The following is a 25,975-nucleotide window of genomic DNA, read 5'->3' as shown; positions in this document are numbered from 1 at the left end:
ACGCCTTCGCGGGCAAGTCGGATCGCCGCACCGCTCGCTCCTACAAGGATTAGCGCCATGCTACTCCATCAACCCAGAGCGTGTTTTTTCAAAACGGCTTGTCCAGGGTGATCTTCGGCTCTTTCCACGGCCCCTTGACGCTGTACTTCACGCTGGCAAAACGCGCCACGCGGTCGCCAATCAGTTTGTCGATCAGGAACAACGCACCGCCAATGGCCGGCGCGCCGACAATCAGCGCGGCAATCGGCAGGTTGTTGGTCAGGGGCAAGGTCACCAGCAACTTGGCATCGACCTGATCGCCGACCAGATCCAGGGTGCCCTTGAGTTCCAGGTTGCTCGACGGACCGGTCAACAGGATCGGCTCGCGGGTCACGTACACGCCGTTGCTCGCCACCAGCAGGCCCTTGACCCGGTCGTAGCTCAGGCCTTTGCCGAACAGGTCGGAGAAGTCCAGGCGCAGACGGCGGCCGATGGAGTTGAAATTGAGCAGGCCGAACACTCGCAACGCCTGGGCGCTGCCTTCGACTTCGACAAACTGACCTTTATTCAGCGACGCATCGAGGCTGCCGGAGAAGCGTTTGGTGGCCAGCCACGCCGGCGAACCGGGCCAGCGACCGTCGACATCCATATGAAACTCTTCACTGGTCACGCTCGGCGCAAAGCCCCAGCCCTTGAGCACATCGGCCAGGTTCTTGCCGCTGATCCGGCCCTTGTACCAACTGTTGGTCGCGCCCGGCGTGCCTTCCCAGCCACCGCTGCCCTGCAACAGGATGCCCTTGAGACCCATGTCCAGGGTATTGAGGGCGATGCCCTTGGCGGTCGGGCGGATTTTCAGTGACCAGGCGCCGACCAGGTCATTGCCCTGGAACAGCTGATTGATGGTGATATCCAGCGCCGGGATCTTGGTCGGGTCCACCGAGACCAGCGGGTCCGGCGAGTTTTCGTCGGCCAGCACGGTCGGATCCGGCGCCGGCAACCGTACGTATTGCAGATTGATCGCAATCGGTGCGGCTTTCGCGTCGGGGATCGTCGCGCTGCCCTTGGCCTGCTGACTGTCGAGCTGCAACGCCCAAGCCGACGGTTTGCGGTTCAACTGCACCGACACCTGATCGAGGGTTGGCCCTATGCCACTGAGCTTGCCGACCTTGAAATCCGCGCCGCTGAGCAACTGCTTGGCGCTGCCACCCGGGTCCTGGCCGGCGTACTTGTCCGCCAGCTCTTTCCACGGGCCGACATCCAGCTCCGACAGCACACCGCTGATACGCAGGCCCTTGGCGTTCGGCAAGACGGCGGTGCCGTTACCGAGGAACAATTCTCCGCGACCGTCGGCAAAATTGCCGGGGGGTGACGCGAACGTGAAGTTCGCCAGGTCGCCATACGTGACGCCGTAACGCCGCTCCGGCCCTTGCAGGGACATGCGGAACACCGTGTCACGCCCCACATCGGCGGCCATGCCGAACGGCGCGGGCAGATCGATGGCAACCCCTTTGAGATTCGAGCTGACGACCAATTGGCTGTCGGCGCCATTGAGGTTCAGTTGCAACTGATACGGGACGACGCCGGACACAGGCAACGGCTGGGTCACGTTCAGCCAGTCGGTGAGTTTCTTCACCTCGACCTGACCGGACGCCGTGACCCGGGTATTGAGCTTGCCCGGGCTGCCATCGGCAAAAATCTGCGCGCTCACCGGTTTGTCGAAAGCCCGCGCAGTGATGTTCTGCCCGCTCAAGCCCTTGGTGCTGTCGAAACGGAAATCGCCTTTGAGCTGCGTCAGTTCCAACGTCGGTTCGGCCAGTTTCAGCCTCGCCTTGGCAGTCTTGAAGTCGACCAGGATTTTCGGCAGCTCGCCCTTGGCCAACGGAATATCCAGTTTGAGCATGCCCTGCAGGTCGCCCTCGCCTTCCCAACCGGCAAAAGTGTCAGCAGTGCCGATCGGCGCTTGCTGCAGAATCTTCAGGCCATCGCCCAAGCCGCCGGCAAACCCGCCGTCGAGGAACAGGTGGACGTTTTGCCCGGCCGGCACGTGGGGGATGTTGACGTAGATGTCGCTGACCTGGGTGTCGAGCAATTGCCCCTTGCTGGCCAGGATCCGCACACCGCTGTCTTCGATGAAGACATCGCCACTGACCTTGCTCACGTGCGGCCAACCTGGCTGGAACGCCAGTTCGGCGTCATGCACCTTGAAGAACAGGCTGATGCTGCGCGCCGTGTCTTCGGCGCCATGATTGAGCGAGCCCTGGTACTGGAAGAACCCCTGGTCCACCGCGCCCTTGAGGATCGCGGTGCGCAGCCATTCGTCCAGTGCCGGGCTGAGCACGGTGGGCAGGTACTTGGCGGTGTATTTGCCGTCGCCGTCCACCAGGCCGACCCGCAGGTCCATGTAGTCTTCCTGGGTGCGGTCGAAATGCAGGCGGATCAGGAAGTCGCCGGCAATCTTGCCCTCTTCGCCCAATACTTTCAGGTACGGCGCGATCAGGGTGAAGCCGTCTTTATCGAGTTTCCAGGTCAGCCGGGCATTGGCCTGGATGTATTGCCATGGCTTGGCGAAAATCGGGTCCAGGTGCAGGGAAAAGTCCTTACTGTCCATGCGCAGCTCGCCGTGACCGAGGTCGCCGCTGATGCTGCCGCTGACATTTCGCGCCGCCGGAGCGCCGTGATAGGCGTCGAAGCCGACGCGCTCCAGGTTGGCGGCGAAACCGAATTTGCTGTCGTCGGTGGCGTTGGGCCGAAAATCCATCAACACGTTACGCAGGGCGCCGGTAACCTTGAGCTTCTCGACGGCGGTGGCCACGCCTTCCGGCAACGGCCCCAGCGCATTGAGCAGCGGCGTCAGCGGGGTCAGGTCGAGACGGTCGGCTTGCAGGTGCCAGAGCTCCGCGGTCTTGTCCGTGGCGACGCTTTGCTTGAGTTGCAGATGGGTTTCCCAGCGCGTGTCGCCAAAGTTCATCGACAAGGAATCAAGGGTCACCAAGGCGCCTTCGTCACTGCGCTGGAAGTAGCCGTTGAGGGCAAAATTGTTGATCTGGATTGGCTTGCGCTCGGCGTAGGCGCCCTTGAGTTGCGGGGCGTTGAGACGAATCGCCGCGCTTTGCACCGCGCCCTCGCCCCAGGTCAGCCACAGCTCGCCGCCGGCCTTGATCTCGGAGAAATTCCACTGCCGGGTCAGGCGTGCGGGCAACCATTTCGACCAGTCGCTTTGCGGCAGGCTCAGGTAAGCCTCGGCTGCACCGTCCTTCCATGCACTGGCGCGCACACGGGTGCGCAGGCTCATGGCCACAGGCTGGCCATCAGGCAGGGTCAGGCGCGCGTCGAGTCGCTGACGGGAAGCGCCGGTTTGCAGATTCAGGCCGACGTAAGTCAAGGTCAGCGGCTCATGGTCCAGCGGCTGCAAAGTGATCTGGCTGTCGAGCACCGACAGCTGTTGGACCATCTGCATGCGATTGAGCAGTTGCGCCGGGTCCATGGGCTGGTCTTGCTGCACCGGCAAACCTTCCAGCGCCCACTGGCCGTCCTCACCTTCCTTGAGGCTGATCTTCAGGCCATTGAGTTCCAGGTGGGCAATGCGCACTTCGCGCGCCAACAGGCTGGCCCACAGATCCGGCACGGCCCGCACGTTGTCCAGGCGCAGGGCATTGGTGCCCGCGCCGACCGTCACGTCGTGCGCCAGCAGGATCGGCGCAAAACCGCTCCACCTGCCTTCCAGCTTGCCGATTTGCAGCGGCATGCCCAGCGCTTCAGTGCCTTTGGTCTCGATGTCGGCGCGGTATTCGGCCACCAGCGGCGCCAGTTCTCGGCCGAGACTGACGTACAACGCCATCAGCACCAGAACCAACGCACACAGGCCCAGCCCCCAGCGGGTCAGTGCAGCCAAAATGCGTGTCAGACGGTCCATGTCAGGTGGCTCCCATGGCAAAAATACTGCAAAAAGCTGAGGCCAGCCGTTCTAGTCGCGGTGAAACCTGGAGATTCAGAGCAGCACCACGTCGTATTGTTCCTGGGAATACATGGTTTCGACCTGGAACCGAATGGTGCGGCCGATAAACCCTTCCAGCTCGGCGACGTTGCCCGACTCTTCATCGAGCAAACGGTCCACCACTTTCTGATTCGCCAATACACGATAGCCTTCGGCCTGATAGGCGCGGGCTTCGCGGAGGATTTCGCGGAAAATTTCGTAGCAGACCGTTTCCGGTGTCTTCAACTTGCCGCGGCCCTGGCAACTGCTGCACGGTTCGCACAGCACCTGTTCGAGACTTTCGCGGGTGCGTTTGCGGGTCATCTGCACCAGGCCCAACTCGGTGATGCCGATGATGTTGGTCTTGGCGTGATCGCGTTCCAACTGCTTCTCAAGGGTGCGCAGCACCTGGCGCTGGTGCTCTTCATCTTCCATGTCGATGAAGTCGATGATGATGATCCCACCGAGGTTACGCAGGCGCAGTTGGCGGGCGATGGCGGTGGCGGCTTCGAGGTTGGTCTTGAAGATGGTTTCTTCGAGATTGCGATGACCGACGAACGCCCCGGTGTTGACGTCGATGGTGCTCATGGCTTCTGCCGGGTCCACCACCAGATAACCGCCGGACTTGAGCGGCACTTTGCGCTCCAGGGCTTTCTGGATTTCGTCTTCGACGCCGTACAGGTCAAAAATCGGCCGCTCGCCGGGGTAGTGCTCAAGGCGATCCGCGATTTCCGGCATCAGTTCGGCGACAAATAGCGTGGTTTTCTGGAAGGTTTCCCGGGAGTCGATGCGGATCTTCTCGATCTTCGGGCTCACCAGGTCACGCAAGGTACGCAGAGCCAGGCCGAGGTCTTCGTAGATCACACTTGGCGCGCCGATGGTTTTGATCTGGGCGTTGATCTGGTCCCACAGCCGGCGCAGGTAGCGGATGTCCATGAGGATTTCATCGGCCCCGGCCCCTTCGGCGGCGGTGCGCAGGATGAAACCGCCAGCTTCCTTGATACCTTCCTTGGCCACGCAATCGGTAACCACTTGCTTGAGGCGTTCGCGTTCGGCTTCGTCTTCGATCTTCAGGGAAATGCCGACGTGGGCCGTGCGCGGCATGTACACCAGATAACGCGACGGGATCGACAGTTGGGTGGTCAGGCGCGCGCCTTTGGAGCCGATCGGGTCCTTGGTGACTTGCACTACCAGGCTCTGGCCTTCGTGCACCAGGCTGCTGATGCTTTCGACCGCCGGGCCTTCGCGCAGGGAGATTTCCGAGGCATGAATAAAGGCGGCGCGGTCCAGGCCGATGTCGACGAACGCCGCCTGCATGCCCGGCAGCACCCGCACGACCTTGCCTTTATAGATGTTGCCGACGATCCCGCGCTTTTGCGTGCGTTCGACATGAACCTCTTGCAGAACACCGTTTTCGACCACCGCCACGCGCGATTCCATCGGCGTGATGTTGATCAGAATCTCTTCACTCATGGCAGGGTCTCGTTCAGGCATGTTCACGAAAATGGCCGCATCTAGTCAGTACGACGCTTAGCGCGCGTTTAGGGTTTGCCAACAGGGTATGCCGAAATGGCCGAGGAGTTCTGCGGTTTCGCACAGCGGCAATCCGACCACCGCCGAATAGCTGCCATCGAGCCCGGCGACAAACACCGCGCCAAGTCCTTGAATCCCATAGCCGCCGGCCTTGTCCCGGGGTTCGCCGCTGGCCCAGTAGGCCGCTGCTTCCTCGCGGCTGATGTCACGAAACCGCACCCGGCTGCGCACCACCCGCGACTCGCAACGCTCGCCTTCGAGCACGGCAATCGCCGTCAGCACTTCGTGTTCATGCCCTGCCAACAGCATAAGCATGGCGCAAGCGTCGGCTTCGTCCACCGGCTTGCCGAGAATTTTCCCGTCCAGCACCACGGCGGTGTCCGCGCCCAATACACAGAACGCTGCGTCGGACACGACAGTGCCGCGCCCGGCCTCGGCCTTGCCGCGCGCCAGGCGCTCGACATAGGCCGATGGGGTTTCGTTGTGCAAAGGGGTTTCGTCGATGTCCGCACTGATGGCGGAGAACGGCACGCCGATCTGCGTGAGCAGTTCACGCCGACGCGGCGAGCCTGAGGCGAGGTAAAGCAATTTCATCCAGACATCTCCCTTGTCGAGGTGCGGGCAAATGCCTGACCGAATTAATTGATCTTGTAGCGCCGACGCAGTCCACGCAAACCGAAGCTGATCCACGGCCAGAGCAGCGCACTCACCAGTGCCGGAAGTACCAGCGCCAAGGTTGGCTGACGGTTGCCGGTCAGGGCGCTGAGCCACAGCTGCACCAATTGCGCGAGGCCGAAAATCACCAGGATCACCAGGCACTGCTGCCACATCGGGAACATGCGCAGACGTTGTTGCAGCGACAGCACGAGGAAGGTGATGAGCGTCAGGATCAACGCATTCTGGCCCAGCAAGGTGCCGTAGAGCACGTCTTCGGCCAGCCCCAGGCAAAACGCGGTGACCATGCCGACGGTTTGCGGCAAGGCCAGCGCCCAGAACGCCAGCAGCAAGGCCAGCCACAAGGGGCGCAGGATTTCCATGAACTGCGGCAGCGGCGAAACGCTGAGCAGCAGGCCGATGGCGAAGGTCAGCCAGACGATCCAGCCGTTACGCGATGAAGTAGCGCCCGCCATTATTCTCGTCCCCCAGTGGTGGCCGGTGCAGTGACTGGCGGTTTGGCAGCAGGTTTCGGGGCAGCCGGTTTGGCGACAGGTTTGGCCGCACGGGTGCTGGCCGCAGGCTTGGCCGGTGTCGTTGCAGTGGGCGTTGTGACCGCTGGTGCGGTGACTGGCGCGGCAACGGCCGGAACTGGCACGACGGCTGGAATCGGTTTCAGCACCGTGGCCGGAATGATCGGCCCGCCGCCGTGCTGATCCAGCGCTTCCTGGGCCTGGGCGGCTTCGTTGGCGCGTTCTTCGGCGGTGCGACCATCGCTGAATACCAGCAACAGATAACGGCTGCGGTTCAAGGCCGCAGTCGGTACGGCGCGGACGATGGCAAACGGCTGGCCGGAATCGTGGATCACTTCCTTGACTGTCGCCACCGGGTAACCCGCCGGGAAGCGCTGGCCGAGGCCGGAGCTGACCAGCAGATCGCCTTCTTTAATGTCGGCGGTGTCGGCGACGTGACGCAGTTCCAGGCGCTCCGGGTTGCCGGTACCGCTGGCAATCGCCCGCAGGCCGTTGCGATTCACTTGCACCGGGATGCTGTGGGTCGTGTCGGTCAACAGCAGCACTCGGGAGGTGTAGGGCATCAACTCCACCACCTGGCCCATCAAGCCACGGGCGTCGAGCACCGGCTGGCCGAGGACCACACCGTCGCGTTCACCTTTGTTGATGATGATGCGATGGGTGAAGGGGTTGGGGTCCATGCCGATCAACTCGGCCACTTCGACCTTCTCGTTGACCAGCGCGGAGGAATTGAGCAACTCGCGCAGCCGAACGTTCTGCTCGGTGAGGGCGGCAAGCTTCTGCATACGGCCCTGCAACAGCAGGTTTTCGGTCTTGAGTTTTTCGTTCTCGGCAACCAGTTCGGTACGGCTGCCGAATTGGCTGGCCACACCTTGCCATAGCCGCTGTGGCAGGTCGGTGATCCAGTAGGACTGCATCAGCACCAGCGACATCTGGCTACGCACTGGCTTGAGCAGTGTGAAGCGGGCATCGACCACCATCAGCGCGACCGAAAGCACGACCAGCACCAATAAGCGCACGCCCAGTGAGGGGCCTTTGGCGAAAAGCGGTTTAATAAGCCGCTCCTCCCAGGCAAATGTTCTCTTTATTCATACGGCATCAAACCGGCCTGGATGCAGACTGACAGAAGATAAACGCAACAGGCAGCACTGCAAAGTGCTGCCTGCGCGCTCACAGCATAGAGGTGTCGGACGAGATCACTCGCTCGACAGCAGATCCATGGTGTGTTTATCCATCATTTCCAGGGCACGACCACCGCCGCGAGCCACGCAGGTCAGCGGATCTTCGGCAACGATCACCGGCAGACCGGTTTCCTGGGCCAGCAACTTGTCGAGGTCGCGCAGCAAGGCGCCACCACCGGTCAGCACCAGGCCACGCTCGGCGATGTCGGAAGCCAATTCCGGCGGCGATTGCTCCAGGGCACTTTTCACAGCCTGAACGATGGTGGCCAGGGACTCTTGCAGAGCTTCCAGCACTTCATTGGAGTTCAGGGTGAATGCGCGTGGAACGCCTTCAGCCAGGTTACGGCCACGAACGTCGACTTCGCGAACTTCGCCGCCCGGGTAGGCGGTACCGATTTCCTGCTTGATGCGCTCGGCGGTGGATTCGCCGATCAGGCTGCCGTAGTTGCGACGCACGTAGGTGATGATCGCTTCGTCGAAGCGGTCGCCGCCAACCCGTACGGACTCGGCGTAAACCACACCGTTCAGGGAGATCAGCGCGATTTCAGTGGTACCACCACCGATATCGACCACCATCGAACCGCGCGCTTCTTCAACCGGCAGGCCGGCGCCGATCGCAGCAGCCATCGGCTCTTCGATCAGGAACACTTCACGGGCACCGGCACCAAGGGCCGACTCACGGATGGCACGACGCTCGACCTGGGTCGATTTGCATGGAACGCAGATCAGCACGCGAGGGCTAGGCTGCAGGAAGCTGTTTTCGTGAACCTTGTTGATAAAGTACTGCAGCATCTTTTCGCAGACGCTGAAGTCGGCGATCACGCCGTCTTTCATCGGACGAATGGCGGCAATGTTGCCCGGCGTACGGCCGAGCATGCGCTTGGCCTCGGTGCCGACAGCAACGACACTTTTCTGGTTACCGTGTGTCCGAATAGCCACAACGGAGGGCTCATTCAGGACGATTCCGCGCTCGCGCACGTAAATAAGGGTGTTGGCAGTGCCCAGGTCAATGGAAAGATCGCTGGAAAACATGCCACGCAGTTTCTTGAACATGGGAAAGGGACCCTAGGCAACGCGTGGGTAAAAAAGTGCGGCAAACTCTAACAACGACAGGGATTTTGGGCAAGGCGCCAATATGTTAAATTGGCCGCTTTTCTGTGCACCAACCCCCACAATCGCGGCCTTATGACCGTAGAAATGCGGTAGTGTTCCGACAATCTAACACACGGACGCCGTCCGTTCTGTTTTCCACTGGAGAATCGCAATGGCGCTTGAACGCTCCGACGTGGAAAAAATCGCTCATCTGGCCTGCCTTGGCCTGAATGATGCCGATCTTCCACACATCACTTCGGCCCTGAACAGCATTCTTGGGCTGGTCGACGAAATGCAGGCGGTCAATACCGACGGTATCGAGCCGCTGGCCCACCCACTGGAAGCCAGCCAGCGCCTGCGTGCCGACGTTGTGACCGAGACCAATCATCGCGAGGCCTATCAGTCCATCGCACCAGCGGTCGAAAACGGCCTGTACCTGGTTCCGAAAGTCATCGACTAAAGGGAAAGAGCCTGCAATGCATCAAATGACTCTGGCCGAGATCGCCCGCGGTCTCGCCGATAAAAAGTTTTCTTCCGAAGAGCTGACCAAAGTCCTGCTGGCGCGCATCGCCCAGCTCGATCCACAGCTCAACAGTTTCATCAGCCTCACCGAAGACCTGGCGCTCCAGCAGGCGAAAGCTGCTGACGCACGCCGCGCCAATGGTGAGAGCGGCGCCCTGCTCGGCGCGCCGATCGCCCATAAAGACCTGTTCTGCACCCAGGGCATCCGCACCAGCTGCGGCTCGAAGATGCTCGACAACTTTAAAGCACCGTACGACGCCACCGTGGTCGCCAAACTGGCCGCTGCCGGCGCTGTGACCCTTGGCAAGACCAACATGGACGAATTCGCCATGGGTTCGGCCAACGAGTCGAGCTACTACGGCGCGGTGAAAAACCCGTGGAACCTGGAACACGTGCCGGGCGGTTCGTCCGGTGGTTCGGCCGCTGCCGTTGCCGCGCGCCTGCTGCCAGCCGCGACCGCCACCGACACCGGCGGCTCGATCCGCCAACCCGCTGCGTTCACCAACCTCACCGGCCTGAAACCGACGTACGGTCGCGTTTCGCGCTGGGGCATGATCGCCTACGCCTCCAGCCTCGATCAGGGCGGCCCGTTGGCACGCACTGCCGAAGACTGCGCGATTCTGCTGCAAGGCATGGCCGGTTTTGATGCCAATGATTCCACCAGCATCGACGAACCGGTGCCGGATTACAGCGCCAGCCTCAACACCTCGTTGCAAGGCCTGCGCATCGGCGTGCCGAAGGAATACTTCAGCGCCGGTCTCGACCCGCGCATTGCCGAGCTGATCCACACCAGCATTAAAGAGCTGGAAAAGCTCGGTGCCGTGATCAAGGAAATCAGCCTGCCGAACATGCAGCACGCGATTCCTGCGTACTACGTAATCGCCCCGGCAGAAGCGTCCTCCAACCTGTCGCGTTTCGACGGCGTGCGTTTCGGCTATCGCTGCGAAGACCCGAAAAACCTGGAAGACCTGTACAAGCGTTCCCGTGGCGAAGGTTTTGGCGCCGAAGTACAGCGCCGGATCATGGTCGGTGCCTACGCGCTGTCGGCCGGTTACTACGACGCCTACTACCTGAAGGCGCAGAAGATCCGTCGCCTGGTGAAAAACGACTTCATGGCCGCCTTCAATGAGGTCGACATCATCCTCGGCCCAACCACGCCGAACCCGGCCTGGAAGCTCGGCGCCAAGAACAGCGACCCGGTCGCTGCCTATCTGGAAGACGTCTACACCATTACCGCCAACCTCGCGGGCCTGCCGGGCTTGTCCATGCCGGCCGGTTTTGTCGACGGTCTGCCGGTCGGCGTGCAATTGCTCGCCCCGTATTTCCAGGAAGGTCGCCTGTTGAACGTTGCCCACCAGTATCAGCTCAACACTGACTGGCACACCCGCACCCCAACCGGCTTCTGAGGAGAAACACATGCAATGGGAAGTCGTGATCGGGCTGGAGATTCATACCCAGCTCACCACCCGGTCGAAAATTTTTTCCGGTAGTTCCACCACCTTCGGTTCCGAGCCGAACACCCAGGCCAGCCTGGTAGACCTGGGCATGCCCGGCGTGCTGCCGGTGCTGAACCAGGAAGCGGTACGCATGGCGGTGATGTTCGGCCTGGCCATCGATGCCGAAATCGGTCAGCACAACGTGTTCGCCCGCAAAAACTACTTCTACCCGGACCTGCCCAAGGGCTACCAGATCAGCCAGATGGAATTGCCGATCGTCGGCAAGGGCCACCTGGACATCGCCATGGAAGACGGCACGATCAAACGTGTCGGCGTGACCCGTGCGCACCTTGAAGAAGACGCCGGTAAAAGCCTGCACGAAGAGTTCAACGGCGCCACCGGCATCGACCTGAACCGTGCCGGCACGCCGCTGCTGGAAATCGTCTCCGAGCCGGACATGCGCAGCGCCAAGGAAGCCGTGGCCTACGTCAAGACCGTCCACGCGCTGGTGCGTTACCTGGGCATCTGCGACGGCAACATGGCCGAAGGTTCGCTGCGTTGCGACTGCAACGTGTCAATCCGTCCGAAAGGCCAGGTTGAATTCGGCACCCGCTGCGAGATCAAGAACGTCAACTCGTTCCGCTTTATCGAGAAGGCGATCAACAGCGAAGTGCGCCGTCAGATCGAGCTGATCGAAGACGGCGGCAAAGTGATCCAGCAGACCCGCCTGTACGATCCGAACAAGGACGAAACCCGTCCGATGCGCAGCAAAGAGGAAGCCAACGACTACCGTTACTTCCCCGATCCGGACCTGCTGCCAGTGGTGATCGAGGACTCATTCCTCAAGGACGTGCGCGCCACCCTGCCGGAATTGCCACCGCAGAAACGTGAGCGCTTCCAGGCGCAGTTCGGTCTGTCGGTGTATGACGCCAGCGTCCTGGCCACCAGCCGCGAGCAAGCCGATTACTTCGAGAAAGTCGTAAGCATCGGCGGCGACGCCAAACTCGCGGCCAACTGGGTCATGGTCGAGCTGGGCAGCCTGTTGAACAAACAGGGCCTGGACATCGAACAGTCCCCGGTCTCGGCCGAGCAACTGGGCGGCATGCTGCTGCGCATCACCGACAACACCATCTCCGGCAAGATCGCCAAGGTTGTGTTCGAAGCGATGGCCAACGGCGAAGGCAGCGCGGACGAGATCATCGACAAGCGCGGCCTCAAGCAAGTGACCGACAGCGGCGCCATCTCGGCGGTGCTGGACGAGATGCTCGCGGCCAACGCCGAACAGGTTGAACAGTACCGCGCGGCAGACGAAGCCAAACGCGGCAAGATGTTCGGCTTCTTCGTCGGCCAGGCCATGAAAGCCTCCAAAGGCAAGGCCAACCCGCAACAGGTCAACGAACTGCTGAAAAGCAAGCTCGAAGGCTAAACCGTGGTCTTGGGCCCGAGGATCGTTCCCACGCTGTGCGTGGGAATGCTGCCCCGGACGCTCCGCGTCCATCGCAATGTGACGCAGAGCGTCACGGGATGCGTTCCCACGCGGGAGCGTGGGAACGATCACTTGGGAGCTTTTGAATGAAGCGTCTACTGGGCGCCTGCGCCCTGCTCTCTCTGCTGGCCGGTTGCGCCAGCAACGACATCATCGACCCACACGGTTACGACAAGACCGGCACCGCGTCCTATTACGGCGCCAGACACCAAGGTAAACGCACCGCCAGCGGTGAGCGTTTCGACAAGAATTCCCTGACCGCCGCCCATCGCCAGTTGCCCTTCGGCACGCGGGTGAAGGTCACCAATCTGAATAACGACAAATCCTGCGTGGTGCGCATCAATGATCGCGGGCCGCATACCCGTGGGCGCCTGATCGATCTGTCTCACGAAGCCGCCGAGCGGCTGGGCATGCTGCGCGCCGGTACCGCACGGGTTCGCGTGCAAGCCCTCGACGATTGACGGAGCCGAGACCATTTACGGATTAGAAGACATCCCTCTGCTGAGCCTGATCGAACTGCTCAGCGGCCTGTTTCTATTGATCGCCGGCGCCGAGCTGATGGTGCGCGCCGCCGTGCGCCTGGCCGCGCGCCTGCATGTGCGGCCGCTGATCATCGGCCTGACCATCGTCGCCCTCGGCAGCAGCGCCCCGCAAATGGCGGTCAGCCTGCAGGCCATGCTGGCGCAAAACCCTGACATCGCCGTCGGCAGCGTGATCGGCAGCAGCATCTTCAACATCCTCGTCACCCTCGGTCTGTCGGCGCTGATCATTCCGTTGCGGGTCTCGCGCCAGCTCGTTCGGCTGGACATTCCGCTGATGATCGGCGCCAGCCTGTTGGTCTGTGTATTGGCCTGGAACGAAGAACTGACCCGCACCGACGGTGTCATCCTGCTGACCGCGTTGGTGGTTTACCTGGGTTTGCTGTTGCGCCAGTCGCGACACTCGACCCGGCCACAATCGACTCACGAAGCCACCGCACAAGCCCCGTGGATCACCAGCCTGCTGATGATCGTCGCCGGCCTGGCGATGCTGGTGTATGCCGGTCATTTGCTGCTGGGCGCTGCGGTGTCGGTCGCTACCGATCTGGGGCTGTCAGAGCGCGTCATCGGCCTGACCATCGTCGCCATCAGCACCTCCCTGCCGGAACTGGCCACCTCGCTGATCGCCGCCCTGCGCGGTCAGCGGGAGATTGCCGTGGGCAATGTGATCGGCAGCAACTTGTTCAACCTGTTGGGCGTGCTGGGCTTTACCGCCTTGGTGGCACCGTCGCCGCTGTCGGTGTCGCCCAATGCCCTGGATTTCGATCTGCCGGTGATGCTCGGCGTCGCCGCGCTGTGCCTGCCGGTGTTCTATTCCGGTTATCGGGTGACCCGGGCCGAGGGCCTGCTGTTTCTGGGTTTGTACCTGGCCTACGGGTTGCACGTGGTGTCGTTCACCACCGGCATGCCCCTGGCCGGCAAGCTTGAACATTTGATGCTGATTTTCGTCCTGCCGGCGCTGGTGGCGTTCCTGCTGTTCACGTCTCTGCGCGCCTGGCGCCGCCAACACCACAAGAGGGATGTGCCATGACCGACAACAAGAAGCCCGGCGTTGAAGTACGCCGCCAAGTGATGGGCGATGCGTTCGTCGACCGCGCACTGGGCAATGCCACCGAGTTCAGCCAGCCGCTGCAGGATTTCGTCAACGAACACGCCTGGGGCAGCGTCTGGAACCGTGAAGGTTTGCCGCTGAAAACCCGCAGCCTGATCACCCTCGCCGCGCTGACCGCGTTGAAGTGCCCGCAGGAGTTGAAAGGTCACGTGCGTGGCGCGCTGAACAATGGCTGCACCGTGGAAGAGATTCGTGAAGCGCTGCTGCATTGCGCGGTGTATGCCGGGGTGCCGGCGGCGATTGATGCGTTTCGCGCGGCGCAGGAAGTGATCGAAACCTACAAGCCGGTACAGTAAGGCGTTCTGCCACTCGAACCGGGAGACGATCCAGTCTTCTGGTTTGTCCTGACTCACAAGTTTGCCCGCCAGATAGCCATTCGTCGAAACTGGTATTTCTGACAGTCGTAAATCCTCCACCCCTATTCAACAATCTGCCTGTCTGCAGCGAGTTCCCCCACGCCTATCAAATGACAGGGACAAGAGCCATGAAACCCGACCTGATGATATTCAGTAGCGTTGAATTTGATGGAAAAATCCACGTTAGATACATCGGCGTAAAAGCCTTCAAGCACATTCGGTATCACCTGCAACGAGCGGGTAAGACGGTCGCGCAGATTGACTCACTAACAAAAGATGAAACCCTGAGCTTTGATAATCAGCCAGCCGGTACTTATAAGGCTACCTGCCGACTGACGCTGGATGATGGAACACTGGCGAATGGCGAATCGATGGAAATCAATATATCCCCGATGTCTCAGCCCTATCCCGTTGCGCCTGCCGTGAACCAACGGCCCAGCAAATCTCTTAAAGGTGGTCACTGGCTCTATGAAGGTATCGAACATCATTTCCTTGAGGTCAAGTTTCAACCTGGCGGTCTGGCGAAGCTTGAACACGAGTCTGCCAAAGTGCTGTCCATCTTCAACGGCATCAAGCATACGCTCCGCTTCAGGCTGGTTTTTTCGGCGGTGACCACGCGTAAAAAGGGTCTTGAGGCATTTTCCGATTTCTACCGGATTGACGGCGTTATCCCAAAAGAGGACTTGATCCCGATCGCAACGGAGTTGGAAACCCTGGACTATGTTATTTACTGTTCCGTCACACCGGACACTAAATCGATGAAAGCGCCGGAACTTCCCGCGCTGGCGGCTGAGGGCATTGAGGAACAAGAACAACTGACAAGCACAGACACCCCCACGCCGGACTTTACCCAACTGCAAACTTACGTTGATGCCCCTCGTGGGATGAACATCCGCAGCATCTGGGATGAACGGCATGGCGCCGGTGCAACCGTGCACCATCTTGATTTCGGTGTGTATAAAAACCATGAAGACCTGGCCAATGTTCAGGTGATCACTAGTCGTTTGGAAACCGAAGATTGCAACCACGGGACAGCCTCCTGTGGCTGTGTGGTTGGAACCGACAACAGCTTTGGGGTCAAGGGCATAGCGCACGGCTGCCGCTTTCTTTTCTACGACACGGGGGATCTTGATTTAATTGTTCAGAACGCCGAGTTGGCCGACATTGTGGCCCTGGACATCGAATTCAATGACAGCATCCGTGGCCGTCTGCCCGTGATCGACAGTAAGTCATGGTGGGACAAAATTCACGCGCTGACCCAGCGCCATGTCACCGTTCTGCTCGCCGCCGCCAACGGTGCAATGAATCTGAGCGAAAGCGCTATGAATGATTGGGGTGACAGCGGCGGCACACTGGTGGGTGCTTGCACACCCAGCACCGGTCGCCGTAGATCAACGTCCAATTACAACCACTACTCTCTGTGGCTCAATTCATGGGGTGACTCAGTGACGACTACCGGTTATGGACATCTGCAAAACCGAGGCATCAACGCAAGCTACACCTCTTCCTATTCAGGAACCTCGAGTGCAACCCCACTGTGTGCGGCAGCCCTGGCGATCGTGCAAGGTTATGCGCTGTCGGAAAGGCGCGAATACTATCCACCGCTAGTCTTCAGGGAAGCCGCCATGTACTACGGCTATGATGAGGGCGCAGTCGACGGGGTCGGCTATCGACCGAATGTCGCCCGCTGGCTGAGCGACCTGGAAGCGAAACGCTAAATCCACCCACCCCACTGCAACACAAAGATCCCGATATTGGTGGTCACCGCGGCCATCAATGTCGTAATCACAATAATCGCCGCCGCCAATTCATGGTTGCCGTTGGCCTGACGCGCCATGACAAAACTCGCCGCCGCCGTCGGGCTGCCGAAGTACAGAAACAAGATCCCCAACTCCGCCCCACGAAAGCCCCACAGCCATGCGCCTACGGTCGCCAGCACCGGCAGGCCGATCATCTTCACCAGGCTTGAGCTCAGCGCCATGTTGCCGCTTTTGCGCAACGCCGCCAGGGACAAGGTGCCGCCGATGCAGATCAGCGCCAATGGCAAGGTGGTTTGCGCCAGGTACTGGCCTGAAGTCTCCAGCCAGCCCGGCAAACTGAGCTTGAAATAGGCAAATGGCGCCGCCGCAAACACGCTGATGATCAGCGGGTTGCTGAACACGCTTTTGCAGATGCTCCACGGATCGGACTTGATCACCGGGCTGTACACCGCCAACACGATGGTCGAGAGGGTGTTGTAAAACAGGATCACCAACGCCGCGAGAATTGCCCCGAGGGAAATCCCGTAGTCGCCGTACATGCTCGCGGCCAGCGCCAGGCCAATCACCCCGTTGTTGCCGCGAAACGCGCCTTGGGTGTAGATGCCCCGGTCTTCCCGCGGACACTTCCAGATCGCCCAGCCCCAGGCGATGGCGAAACTCGCCAGGGTCGCCACCGAAAAGTAGATCAGTAGCGCCGGCTGCAATGCAGCGTGCAGGTCGGCATGCAGGATGCCGAGGAACAGCAACGCCGGCATGGTGACATTGAACACCAGGGCCGAGGCGGTGTGGATGAAGTTGTCGTTGATCCAGTCGATGCGCTTGAGCAGCACACCCAGAAACAGCATGGCAAACACCGGCGCGGTGATGTTCAGGGTTTCGAGGAAGATTGCCAGCATGCCGGAGGGGACCTTGGGTGGGCGTCATTAAGGGCGAATGATATGCCACGGAAGACATCGGCGTCTGGGAGAACGCCTTCGCGGGCAAGCCTCGCTCCTACAGGTTCGGTGGTCTGTAGGAGCGAGCGGTGCGACGATTCGACTTGCCCGCGAAGAACGATAACGCGGTCTTAAGTGATCGGCGCCGGGTTGAACAAGGTGATGTCGTTATGCAGTTTGTGCTGCTCGGCCCAGGTCTGTTTCTTGCCGCTGGCCACGTCCAGGTAGTAATGGAACAACTCCCAGCCGAGGTCTTCAATCGAAGCGCGCCCGGTGGCAATCCGCCCGGCATCGATGTCGATCAGGTCCGGCCAGCGCTGCGCCAGTTCAGTCCGGGTCGAGACCTTGACCACCGGCGCCATCGCCAAACCATACGGCGTGCCACGCCCGGTGGTGAACACATGCAGGTTCATCCCCGCCGCCAGTTGCAACGTGCCGCAGACAAAATCACTGGCCGGGGTCGCGCAGAAGATCAGGCCTTTGCGCTTGAAGCGCTCGCCAGGGCCAAGTACGCCGTTGATCGCGCTGCTGCCGGATTTGACGATCGAGCCCAAGGACTTCTCGACAATGTTCGACAACCCGCCCTTCTTGTTCCCTGGCGTGGTGTTGGCGCTGCGGTCCGCTTCGCCCTTGGCCAGGTAACGGTCGTACCAGTCCATTTCCCGCACCAGTTCCTCGGCGACTTCCTTGGTTTCGGCGCGGGAGGTCAGCAGGTAAATCGCATCGCGCACTTCAGTGACTTCGGAAAACATCACCGTCGCACCCGCCCGCAACAGCAAGTCCGAGGCATAACCCAACGCCGGATTGGCGGTGATCCCGGAAAACGCATCGCTGCCGCCGCACTGCATGCCGAGGATCAGCTCGGACGCCGGCACGGTTTCCCGGCGGCGTTGATCAAGCTTCTTCAAACGGATTTCGGCCAGCGCCATGATCTGCTCGATCATCTCGGTGAAACCGTGACTCGAATCCTGCAAGCGATACAGCCACGGCTCGCTCAAATCCACCGAGCTGTCGTTGTCGTGCATCACCTGCCCGGCCTGCAATTTTTCGCAGCCGAGGCTGATCACCAGCGCTTCGCCACCCAGGTTCGGGTTGCGTGCGAGGTTACGCACGGTGCGGATCGGGATGTATGCGTCGGTCGCCGTGATCGCAACGCCGCAGCCGTAACTGTGGGTCAGCGCCACCACGTCATCGACGTGCGGGTACAGCGGCAGCAACTCGTCCTTGATGCGCTTGACCGCATGATCGAGCACGCCGGTGACGCACTGCACGGTGGTGGTGATGCCAAGAATATTGCGCGTACCGACGGTGCCGTCAGCGTTGCGATACCCCTCGAAGGTGAAGCCTTCCAGCGGTGCCTGGGTCGCCGGCACATCGGTGGACAGCGGAAGGCTGTCCAGCGGTGGCGCGGTGGGCATGCGCAGTTGATCTTCCTTGACCCAACTGCCGCGTGGGATCGGCTGCAAGGCGTAGCCAATGGTCTGGCCGTAGCGAATCACCTGACCGCCCTCGGGAATGTCCTCGAGGGTGACCTTGTGGCTCTGGGGCACGAAATCCACCGTGACCAGGCCATCGGGAAATTCGGTGCCGGCCGGCACGCCCTGGTCGTTGACCACAATCACTACGTTGTCCCGCTCGTGCAGGCGGATGTAGCGCGGCGAGTCGGAATGTTCAATCAACTGCATGACGCCGCTCCTCAGGAATGCGCTTCAGATAATTTGGTCAGCTCAGGACCGGTGCTTGGCGGCTCTTTGAGCACCACGCGTTTGATCGGACCAACGATCACCAGGTAGCTGAACACCGCGACCAGGGCGTTGCAACCGACAAACACCAGCGCCCATTTGAACGAACCGGTGGCGCTGATGATGTAGCCAATCACGATCGGGGTGGTGATCGACGCGATGTTGCCGAACATGTTGAACAGGCCGCCACTCAAACCGGCGATCTGTTTTGGCGAGGTGTCGGACACCACGGCCCAGCCCAGCGCGCCCACGCCTTTACCGAAGAACGCCAGGGCCATGAAGCCGACGACCATCCATTCGATGTCCACGTAGTTGCACGCGACGATGCTGCTGGAGACCAGCAATCCGGCAATGATCGGCGCCTTGCGGGCGAAGGTCAGGGAATGGCCCTTGCGCAGCAGGTAATCGGAAATCACCCCGCCGAGCACCCCACCAATAAAGCCACAGATCGCCGGCAACGAAGCAATGAAACCGGCCTTGAGAATGGTCATGCCGCGCTCTTGCACCAGGTACACCGGGAACCAGGTCAGGAAGAAGTAGGTGATGCCATTGATGCAGTACTGGCCCAGGTACACGCCGAGCATCATGCGGTTGGTCAGCAACTGGCGGATGTAGTCCCACTTCGGACCGTCGACCTTTTTACCTTTGCCCTTGTCCTGGTCCATGTCGACCATGCCGCCGTTGTCGGCGATGTGCTTGAACTCGGCGTCGTTGATCATCGGGTGCTGGCGCGGGCTGTGGATAACTTTCAGCCAGATCAGCGAGAACACGATGCCGATGCCGCCCATCACCACGAACACGTGCTGCCAGCCGAAGGTGTAGACGATCCAGCCCATCAGCGGCGCAAACAACACGGTGGCGAAGTACTGCGCCGAGTTGAAGATCGCCGAAGCGGTGCCGCGTTCAGCGGTTGGGAACCAGGCCGCGACGATGCGTGCGTTGCCGGGGAAGGATGGCGCTTCGGCCAGGCCCACCAGGAAGCGCAGCATGAACAGCGCAACAATGGCCGTGGACATGCCGAACTCACCGACATAGCCCTGCAACACGGTGAACAGCGACCAGGTGAAGATGCTCAGCGCGTAGATTTTTTTCGAGCCAAAACGATCGAGCAACCAGCCACCGGGAATTTGCCCGGCCACGTAGGCCCAACCGAATGCAGAGAAGATATAGCCGAGGGTGACCGCGTCGATGCCGAGGTCTTTTTGCAGGCTGGAGCCGGCGATGGCGATAGTGGCCCGGTCGGCGTAGTTGATCGTGGTCACCAGGAACAGCATGAGCAAAATCAAATAGCGGACGTGGGTCGGCTTGGTCGCTTGCATGTAGATGTACTCCCACTGATTATTTTTATGCGGGTAAAACATTCTTTGGTCTTGTGCCACGCGAGGCCTCAGGCAAAGGCCTCGCGCGGGTGCAGCGGGTTACGATCCGATGTAGGAAGTTTTTACGACCGTGTAGAACTCTTGCGCGTAGCGACCTTGCTCGCGGGAACCATAGGATGAACCTTTACGCCCGCCGAACGGCACGTGGTAATCCACGCCAGCGGTCGGCAGGTTGACCATCACCATCCCGGCCTGGGAGTGGCGTTTGAAGTGGTTGGCGTACTTCAGCGACGTGGTGGCGATGCCCGCCGACAGACCGAACTCGGTGTCGTTGGCCATGGCCAGGGCCGCTTCGTAATCCGCCACGCGAACCACGTTGGCCACCGGGCCGAAGATCTCTTCGCGGCTGATGCGCATCGCGGCTTCGCTGTCGGCAAACAGCGTCGGGGCGAGGTAGTAGCCTTCGGTATCGCAGGTCACCAGACCACCGCCGCTGACCAGACGCGCACCTTCGGACTGGCCGATGTCGATGTACTTCAAGTCTTGCTCAAGCTGCGCCTGGGACACCACTGGACCAATGTCGGTACCGGTTTTCAGCGCGTGGCCGACCTTGATCGACTTCATGCGCTCGGCCACGGCGTCAACGAACTTGTCGTGAATCCCGGCGGTGACGATGAAGCGGCTGGAAGCGGTGCAACGCTGGCCGGTGGAGTAGAACGCGCTCTGTACCGACAGCTCGACCGCTTGCTTGAGGTCGGCGTCGTCGAGAATGATCTGCGGGTTCTTGCCGCCCATTTCCAGCTGCACTTTCGCTTGGCGCGACACGCAGCTGACGGCGATCTGGCGACCGACACCGACGGAGCCGGTGAAGCTGATGCCATCAACTTTCGGGCTCTGCACCAGCGCATCGCCAACCACACGACCACTGCCCATCACCAGGTTGAACACGCCAGCCGGGAAGCCTGCGCGGGAGATGATTTCGGCCAAGGCCCAGGCGCAACCCGGCACCAGATCCGCAGGCTTGAGCACCACGCAGTTGCCGTAGGCCAGGGCCGGGGCGATTTTCCACGCCGGGATCGCAATCGGGAAGTTCCACGGGGTGATCAGCCCGACCACGCCCAACGCTTCGCGAGTGACTTCAACGTTGACGCCCGGACGCACCGACGGCAGGTAGTCGCCGGACAGGCGCAGGGTTTCACCGGCGAAGAATTTGAAGATGTTACCGGCGCGGGTCACTTCGCCGATGGCTTCGGGCAGGGTCTTGCCCTCTTCCCTGGCCAGCAAGGTGCCGAGTTCTTCGCGGCGGGCGAGGATCTCAGTACCGACTTTATCCAGCGAATCGTGGCGCGCCTGAATGCCCGAGGTCGACCAGGCCGGGAACGCAGCGCGAGCGGCGTCGATGGCGGCGTGAACCTGGGCCAGGTCAGCCTTGGCGTATTCACCGATGGTGTCAGTCAGTTCGGACGGGTTGATGTTGGCGCAGTATTCGCTGCCGGCCACCCACTCACCGTTGATGTAGTTATCAAAACGCTTTGAATCAGCCATCTGAAAATCTCCTCAAGCAAAAGGCCGCTGATTACTCAGCGGCCTTGTTTAATCGGGTGTGTTACTGAGCACCTTGCTTGTCGATCAGCGCCGCGAGCATTTCGTACTCTTCGGCCGTCAGATCGGTCAGCGGTGCACGCACAGGACCTGCGTCATAGCCGACAATTTTTGCCCCGGCCTTGACGATGCTCACCGCGTAACCGGCTTTGCGGTTACGGATGTCCAGGTACGGCAGGAAGAAGTCGTCGATGATCTTGCCGACGGTGGCGTGATCTTCGCGGGCAATGGCGTGGTAGAAATCCATCGCGGTTTTCGGGATGAAGTTGAACACCGCCGAGGAGTAAACCGGTACGCCCAGTGCCTTATAGGCAGCGGCGTAGACTTCGGCGGTCGGCAAGCCACCCAGGTAGCTGAAGCGATCACCGAGGCGGCGACGGATCGACACCATCAACTCGATATCGCCCAGGCCATCCTTGTAGCCGATCAGGTTCGGGCAGCGCTCGGCCAGGCGTTCCAGCAGCGGCGCGGTCAAGCGGCAGACGTTGCGGTTGTAGACCACCACGCCGATTTTCACCGATTTGCACACGGCTTCAACGTGGGCGGCAACGCCGTCCTGGCTCGCTTCGGTCAGGTAGTGCGGCAGCAGCAACAGGCCTTTGGCGCCCAGACGCTCGGCTTCCTGTGCGTATTCGATGGCCTGGCGAGTCGAACCGCCCACGCCGGCCAGGATTGGCACGCTGGTTTCGCAGGTGTCGACGGCAGTCTTGATGATTTCCGAATATTCGCTGGCCGCCAGAGAGAAGAACTCACCGGTGCCGCCTGCGGCGAACAGTGCCGAGGCGCCGTATGGGGCCAGCCATTCGAGACGTTTGATATAGCCTGCGCGATGGAAATCGCCCTGGGCATTGAAGTCGGTGACCGGGAAGGACAGCAGACCGGAAGAGAGGATGGACTTCAGTTCTTGTGGATTCATTATTCGAACACCCTGGGTAGCGACGTGATGTGTGAGAAAACCGTTCAGCCTTGGCCGAAGTTGTAAGTCATCGTACAACTTAAAATACAACCGTCAACTGCATTTCATCGCCGACCGCAAAATTGGAGTCGGACAAAGTGATTTCTTGACGTAGGAAGATTCTCGACTAAGATCGTTTTAACTGTATATACATACAGTTAAATCTGAAACCACCTACGACATATCAAGGAGCTAGAAATGTCAGGTCTACACTTGCAACCGAAGGAACAGCCCAAGCAGGTCATCGCCCGTTTCGATGATCTTTTTACCGGGCACGGCATCGCCATTGCCGGGGATAACGATCACCTGGTGCTGCACATCGCCGAGCATCACAGCCATCAACCGACGCCTGCCCCCGCCAAAGCCTTGAAAGGCAAGCCGGCGCTGAAGTTCGAGGGCGGCGAACACACCGCCATTGGCGACAACACCCTGCTGCGTTTCGTCGAAAACGCCGAGCCGGTCCTCGCCCAAAACGTGCAATTGCACCTGACCAACGGGCTCGCGCCAACCTACGGCCAGATACTGGCGTTGGGCGGTGACTTCTACGGTATTGCTGATCGCCCCGTGAGCGACGGCGCCACGCCGGTGGATCGCCTGAACCGCTTTATTGCCGCGTTCGACACCCTGGCGGTGGTGTCCGCGTCCAAAGTCGAGGCGGTGAAAATCCTCGCGGTGATGCAGAAAGAAATCGACGCCGTTAAACAGGCGATCAAGGACGGCAAACAACCCCACGAAGCCTATGACGCCCTGGGTGATACGTTGTCGGAAGAGTGGAACAAGATCACCGGCGGCGGCAGTTTCGTCTCGGCGCTGTTTCCACTGGGGCGTTATCTGAAACTGGCGGCGAACAACGCCGACCACTTTGGCGAGTGGGCGCAGCAGGCTTATATCGCCGGCCACACCGCCGCGCTTCAACACGCGGCGGCGGCTCACACCAGCCGTGATGAAAAACAGCTGGAAATCGCCTACGCGATGAATGCCTTTGCCGATCACTACCTCACCGACCTGTTTTCCGCTGGCCACTTGCGTGTGCCGCGCAAAGCCATGGCGGCGGCGGTGACACCGAGCGACCTGGGCTCGCTGATCACCCGTTTCATGCACGACGAAGACAGCAAGTTCGGCCTCAATGTGCGTAACGGCAACGGCGAGCAATGGCGCGCTTATGGCGACAAGCGCTACTTCGACGCCATCGACAACGCCAATCGCCTGCACGTTAATCAAGCGGTCCAGGTGTCAGCGGATGAAGTGTTCGCGGCTTACCTCAACGGGACCGTTCCGGCCTTCACCAGCTTCGCGGCGTTGAAACAGCTGCCGGACCTGCAAGCGGTGCTGAACCTGGCGAGCAATTTCGCGCCGCTGTTTCGGCTTGAGGGTGGCAAGGTGCTGCGGCGCAAGGATGTGAACAACCTCAACGACACCGCCACCGTCGATGACTGGTGGGGCTGGAGCACGTACCTGCTGCTCAAGGACTACCACCCAACCGGCAACGTGGCCTGATAAGGAGATCTGAACATGACGATTAAAGTGAAACTGGAATTGGCTTCGGGCCAGTCATTGAAAGGTGCGCCGCTGGAATTGTTGTCCAAGGGGCTGCCGATTGCGCGGGGCGTTGTGGATGCTCAGGGGGTGGTGGCGTTTGATGCCAAGCCTGGGGCTGGGGACTTAGCGGTGCGAGTGGATCGGGGAATCTTGAAGGCCTGACCCCGATCGCTCGATCGTTCCCACGCTCCCGCGTGGGAACGATCTTCAAACCGCTCAACATCCTGGCTCCGTAACCCCCGCAGACCTGATCGTTCCCACGCTCCCGCGTGGGAATGCCTCCACGGACGCTCCGCGTTCGGCTGCTGATGGGACGCGGAGCGTCCCGGGCTGCTTTCCCACGCGGAGCGTGGGAACGATCTTCAAACCGCTCAACATCCCGGCCCCGGCACCCCGCAGACCTGATCGTTCCCACGCTCCCGCGTGGGAATGCCTCCACGGACGCTCTGCGTTCGGCGCTGGATGGAACGCGGAGCGTCCCGGGCTGCTTTCCCACGCGGAGCGTGGGAACGATCTTCAAACCGCTCAACATCCCGGCTCCGTAACCCCCCGCAGACCTGATCGTTCCCACGCTCCCGCGTGGGAATGCCTCCACGGACGCTCCGCGTTCGGCTGTTGATGGGACGCGGAGCGTCCCGGGCTGCATTCCCACGCGGAGCGTGGGAACGATCTTCAAACCGCTCAACATCCTGGCTCCGTAACCCCCGCAGACCTGATCGTTCCCACGCTCCCGCGTGGGAACGCCTCCACGGACGCTCCGCGTTCGGCTGCTGATGGGACGCGGAGCGTCCCGGGCTGCATTCCCACGCGGAGCGTGGGAACGATCTTTTAACCGCGTTGGGCTTCTGCCTCTTCATGGGCATGGCGCAGCCGCTCACGGCTGTTGGTCAAATGCAGTCGCATCGCTGCCCGCGCCGCATCGGAATCCTGCCGCGCGATGGCGTCGTAAATCTCTTCGTGCTCACGACTCAGACGATTCATGTAGTGCTGCTGGTCGTCATGGGCCAGGCGCGCAGAGTTAAGCCGCGTGCGCGGAATAATGCTGGTGCCCAGGTGGGTCATGATGTCGGTGAAGTAGCGGTTGCCGGTGGCCAGGGCGATTTGCAGGTGGAACTGGAAGTCCGACGCCACGGCATCGCTTGCGTGGGAGGCGCTTTCATTCAACGCATCCAATGCCGCACGCATCAGGCCAAGTTGTTCGGCGCTGCGACGTTGCGCGGCGAGGCCCGCGGACTCCACTTCCAGACTGATGCGCAGCTCCAGGATCGCCAGCACGTCACGCAGGGTGACCACGGTGGCCGGGTCGATGCGGAAACCACTCGGGCTCGGCGTGTCGAGGACGAAGGTGCCGATACCATGGCGGGTTTCCACCTGCCCGGCGGCCTGCAAACGGGAAATCGCCTCACGCACCACGGTGCGGCTGACGCCATGGGCGTCCATGATCGCCGACTCGGTGGGCAACTTGTCGCCCCGCTTGAGTTGACCGTCGCGGATCTGCTCGGACAGCACCGTCACCAGTTCCTGAGCGAGGCTGCGGCGCTTGCGAGGGAGACGAGGTGCGTCGATCGGGTTTTCCATGGTGAACGTCTGTCTCGAGAATTCGGCTGAAAGCGCATCATAGCGCAAGCGGGTTGTACGATCACCGTTGAAGAACACGGCCCCTGTAGGAGCGAGGCTTGTGTGGCGAGGGGGCTTGCCCCCGTTGGGTCGCGAAGCGGCCCCCTCCTC

Annotated in this window: 21 protein-coding genes; 9 read left to right on the top strand and 12 right to left on the bottom strand. The window is 61.0% G+C overall.

The window, feature by feature from the left end; genetic code table 11:
• Positions 1–88: 88 nt before the first annotated feature.
• The 6 genes from ACY4LX_RS05790 to mreB all read right to left on the bottom strand — a co-directional run bounded on the left by ACY4LX_RS05790 (position 89) and on the right by mreB (position 8,906).
• Positions 89–3,892, bottom strand: coding sequence for a YhdP family protein (locus ACY4LX_RS05790; RefSeq protein ID WP_463259403.1), 3,804 nt, complete (start codon positions 3,890–3,892; stop codon positions 89–91).
• Positions 3,893–3,967: 75 nt separating this feature from the next.
• A complete protein-coding gene (gene rng, locus ACY4LX_RS05785) occupies positions 3,968–5,425 on the bottom strand; it encodes a ribonuclease G (protein WP_149657594.1) in 1,458 nt (485 codons plus the stop codon).
• 57 nt (positions 5,426–5,482) lie between these two features.
• On the bottom strand, positions 5,483–6,079 hold the full coding sequence (locus tag ACY4LX_RS05780; RefSeq protein ID WP_463259402.1) for a Maf family protein: 597 nt from the start codon (positions 6,077–6,079) through the stop codon (positions 5,483–5,485).
• 44 nt (positions 6,080–6,123) lie between these two features.
• Positions 6,124–6,615, bottom strand: coding sequence for a rod shape-determining protein MreD (mreD, locus tag ACY4LX_RS05775; RefSeq protein ID WP_133838528.1), 492 nt, complete (start codon positions 6,613–6,615; stop codon positions 6,124–6,126).
• A complete protein-coding gene (gene mreC, locus ACY4LX_RS05770; RefSeq protein ID WP_463260568.1) occupies positions 6,615–7,679 on the bottom strand; it encodes a rod shape-determining protein MreC in 1,065 nt (354 codons plus the stop codon). Before mreC ends, mreD begins: the two co-directional genes overlap by 1 nt.
• 189 nt (positions 7,680–7,868) lie before the next feature.
• Positions 7,869–8,906 (bottom strand): rod shape-determining protein MreB, encoded by a 1,038-nt coding sequence (mreB, locus tag ACY4LX_RS05765; RefSeq protein WP_002555108.1) that lies wholly within the window; start codon positions 8,904–8,906, stop codon positions 7,869–7,871.
• Positions 8,907–9,117: 211 nt separating this feature from the next.
• Here mreB and gatC point away from each other — a divergent pair, with 211 nt between their 5' ends.
• The 7 genes from gatC (at position 9,118) to ACY4LX_RS05730 (ending at position 16,113) form a co-directional block, all read left to right on the top strand.
• On the top strand, positions 9,118–9,405 hold the full coding sequence (gene gatC / locus ACY4LX_RS05760; protein ID WP_007901429.1) for an Asp-tRNA(Asn)/Glu-tRNA(Gln) amidotransferase subunit GatC: 288 nt from the start codon (positions 9,118–9,120) through the stop codon (positions 9,403–9,405).
• 16 nt (positions 9,406–9,421) lie between these two features.
• Positions 9,422–10,873: an Asp-tRNA(Asn)/Glu-tRNA(Gln) amidotransferase subunit GatA gene (gene gatA, locus ACY4LX_RS05755; RefSeq protein ID WP_123516360.1), complete on the top strand. Its 1,452-nt coding sequence runs from the start codon at positions 9,422–9,424 to the stop codon at positions 10,871–10,873.
• 10 nt (positions 10,874–10,883) lie between these two features.
• Positions 10,884–12,329 (top strand): Asp-tRNA(Asn)/Glu-tRNA(Gln) amidotransferase subunit GatB, encoded by a 1,446-nt coding sequence (gene gatB, locus ACY4LX_RS05750; protein WP_463259401.1) that lies wholly within the window; start codon positions 10,884–10,886, stop codon positions 12,327–12,329.
• 146 nt (positions 12,330–12,475) lie between these two features.
• Positions 12,476–12,850, top strand: coding sequence for a septal ring lytic transglycosylase RlpA family protein (locus ACY4LX_RS05745; protein WP_149657598.1), 375 nt, complete (start codon positions 12,476–12,478; stop codon positions 12,848–12,850).
• A 46-nt stretch (positions 12,851–12,896) separates the two neighbouring features.
• Positions 12,897–13,958, top strand: coding sequence for a calcium/sodium antiporter (locus ACY4LX_RS05740; RefSeq protein WP_463260567.1), 1,062 nt, complete (start codon positions 12,897–12,899; stop codon positions 13,956–13,958).
• The gene (locus ACY4LX_RS05735; RefSeq protein WP_149657600.1) at positions 13,955–14,335 is read left to right on the top strand and encodes a carboxymuconolactone decarboxylase family protein; all 381 of its coding nucleotides are present in this window, start codon (positions 13,955–13,957) and stop codon (positions 14,333–14,335) included. Before ACY4LX_RS05740 ends, ACY4LX_RS05735 begins: the two co-directional genes overlap by 4 nt.
• A 188-nt stretch (positions 14,336–14,523) precedes the next feature.
• Positions 14,524–16,113 carry a S8 family serine peptidase gene (locus ACY4LX_RS05730; RefSeq protein ID WP_463259400.1) on the top strand — a complete coding sequence of 530 codons (1,590 nt, stop codon included), beginning with the start codon at positions 14,524–14,526 and terminating at the stop codon, positions 16,111–16,113.
• Here ACY4LX_RS05730 and ACY4LX_RS05725 read toward each other — a convergent pair.
• From ACY4LX_RS05725 to kdgD, 5 genes are all read right to left on the bottom strand, one after another.
• Positions 16,110–17,051: an AEC family transporter gene (locus ACY4LX_RS05725; protein WP_133838521.1), complete on the bottom strand. Its 942-nt coding sequence runs from the start codon at positions 17,049–17,051 to the stop codon at positions 16,110–16,112. The two genes, ACY4LX_RS05730 and ACY4LX_RS05725, sit on opposite strands and share 4 nt — an antisense overlap.
• 170 nt (positions 17,052–17,221) lie before the next feature.
• Positions 17,222–18,775, bottom strand: coding sequence for a galactarate dehydratase (garD, locus tag ACY4LX_RS05720; protein ID WP_149657602.1), 1,554 nt, complete (start codon positions 18,773–18,775; stop codon positions 17,222–17,224).
• 11 nt (positions 18,776–18,786) lie between these two features.
• Positions 18,787–20,151 (bottom strand): MFS transporter, encoded by a 1,365-nt coding sequence (locus tag ACY4LX_RS05715; RefSeq protein ID WP_123516374.1) that lies wholly within the window; start codon positions 20,149–20,151, stop codon positions 18,787–18,789.
• A gap of 99 nt (positions 20,152–20,250) precedes the next feature.
• The gene (locus ACY4LX_RS05710; protein WP_463259399.1) at positions 20,251–21,696 is read right to left on the bottom strand and encodes an aldehyde dehydrogenase family protein; all 1,446 of its coding nucleotides are present in this window, start codon (positions 21,694–21,696) and stop codon (positions 20,251–20,253) included.
• Between the two features lie 61 nt (positions 21,697–21,757).
• Positions 21,758–22,669 carry a 5-dehydro-4-deoxyglucarate dehydratase gene (kdgD, locus tag ACY4LX_RS05705; RefSeq protein ID WP_149657605.1) on the bottom strand — a complete coding sequence of 304 codons (912 nt, stop codon included), beginning with the start codon at positions 22,667–22,669 and terminating at the stop codon, positions 21,758–21,760.
• 237 nt (positions 22,670–22,906) lie between these two features.
• Between kdgD and ACY4LX_RS05700 the strand changes: the two genes are divergently transcribed.
• Together ACY4LX_RS05700 and ACY4LX_RS05695 are read left to right on the top strand one after the other, a co-directional pair.
• Positions 22,907–24,205 (top strand): phospholipase, encoded by a 1,299-nt coding sequence (locus ACY4LX_RS05700; RefSeq protein WP_463259398.1) that lies wholly within the window; start codon positions 22,907–22,909, stop codon positions 24,203–24,205.
• Positions 24,206–24,220: 15 nt separating this feature from the next.
• Positions 24,221–24,409, top strand: coding sequence for a hypothetical protein (locus ACY4LX_RS05695; RefSeq protein ID WP_149657607.1), 189 nt, complete (start codon positions 24,221–24,223; stop codon positions 24,407–24,409).
• A 666-nt stretch (positions 24,410–25,075) separates the two neighbouring features.
• Here ACY4LX_RS05695 and ACY4LX_RS05690 read toward each other — a convergent pair.
• On the bottom strand, positions 25,076–25,825 hold the full coding sequence (locus ACY4LX_RS05690; protein ID WP_054616145.1) for a FadR/GntR family transcriptional regulator: 750 nt from the start codon (positions 25,823–25,825) through the stop codon (positions 25,076–25,078).
• Between the last annotated feature and the right edge of the window lie 150 nt (positions 25,826–25,975).

Source organism: Pseudomonas sp. Emmai (genome assembly GCF_055179735.1).
Note: the sequence above shows the minus strand (reverse complement) of the source record. Positions and strands in the feature narration are given on the sequence as shown.

What these genes read in the sequence shown, in the direction of transcription:
- ACY4LX_RS05790 (WP_463259403.1), bottom strand. Translation starts at nt 3,892, where the DNA reads ATGGACCGTCTGACACGCATTTTGGCTGCACTGACCCGCTGGGGGCTG.
- rng (WP_149657594.1), bottom strand. Translation starts at nt 5,425, where the DNA reads ATGAGTGAAGAGATTCTGATCAACATCACGCCGATGGAATCGCGCGTG.
- ACY4LX_RS05780 (WP_463259402.1), bottom strand. Translation starts at nt 6,079, where the DNA reads ATGAAATTGCTTTACCTCGCCTCAGGCTCGCCGCGTCGGCGTGAACTG.
- mreD (WP_133838528.1), bottom strand. Translation starts at nt 6,615, where the DNA reads ATGGCGGGCGCTACTTCATCGCGTAACGGCTGGATCGTCTGGCTGACC.
- mreB (WP_002555108.1), bottom strand. Translation starts at nt 8,906, where the DNA reads ATGTTCAAGAAACTGCGTGGCATGTTTTCCAGCGATCTTTCCATTGAC.
- gatC (WP_007901429.1), top strand. Translation starts at nt 9,118, where the DNA reads ATGGCGCTTGAACGCTCCGACGTGGAAAAAATCGCTCATCTGGCCTGC.
- gatA (WP_123516360.1), top strand. Translation starts at nt 9,422, where the DNA reads ATGCATCAAATGACTCTGGCCGAGATCGCCCGCGGTCTCGCCGATAAA.
- gatB (WP_463259401.1), top strand. Translation starts at nt 10,884, where the DNA reads ATGCAATGGGAAGTCGTGATCGGGCTGGAGATTCATACCCAGCTCACC.
- ACY4LX_RS05745 (WP_149657598.1), top strand. Translation starts at nt 12,476, where the DNA reads ATGAAGCGTCTACTGGGCGCCTGCGCCCTGCTCTCTCTGCTGGCCGGT.
- ACY4LX_RS05735 (WP_149657600.1), top strand. Translation starts at nt 13,955, where the DNA reads ATGACCGACAACAAGAAGCCCGGCGTTGAAGTACGCCGCCAAGTGATG.
- ACY4LX_RS05730 (WP_463259400.1), top strand. Translation starts at nt 14,524, where the DNA reads ATGAAACCCGACCTGATGATATTCAGTAGCGTTGAATTTGATGGAAAA.
- ACY4LX_RS05725 (WP_133838521.1), bottom strand. Translation starts at nt 17,051, where the DNA reads ATGCTGGCAATCTTCCTCGAAACCCTGAACATCACCGCGCCGGTGTTT.
- garD (WP_149657602.1), bottom strand. Translation starts at nt 18,775, where the DNA reads ATGCAGTTGATTGAACATTCCGACTCGCCGCGCTACATCCGCCTGCAC.
- ACY4LX_RS05715 (WP_123516374.1), bottom strand. Translation starts at nt 20,151, where the DNA reads ATGCAAGCGACCAAGCCGACCCACGTCCGCTATTTGATTTTGCTCATG.
- ACY4LX_RS05710 (WP_463259399.1), bottom strand. Translation starts at nt 21,696, where the DNA reads ATGGCTGATTCAAAGCGTTTTGATAACTACATCAACGGTGAGTGGGTG.
- kdgD (WP_149657605.1), bottom strand. Translation starts at nt 22,669, where the DNA reads ATGAATCCACAAGAACTGAAGTCCATCCTCTCTTCCGGTCTGCTGTCC.
- ACY4LX_RS05700 (WP_463259398.1), top strand. Translation starts at nt 22,907, where the DNA reads ATGTCAGGTCTACACTTGCAACCGAAGGAACAGCCCAAGCAGGTCATC.
- ACY4LX_RS05695 (WP_149657607.1), top strand. Translation starts at nt 24,221, where the DNA reads ATGACGATTAAAGTGAAACTGGAATTGGCTTCGGGCCAGTCATTGAAA.
- ACY4LX_RS05690 (WP_054616145.1), bottom strand. Translation starts at nt 25,825, where the DNA reads ATGGAAAACCCGATCGACGCACCTCGTCTCCCTCGCAAGCGCCGCAGC.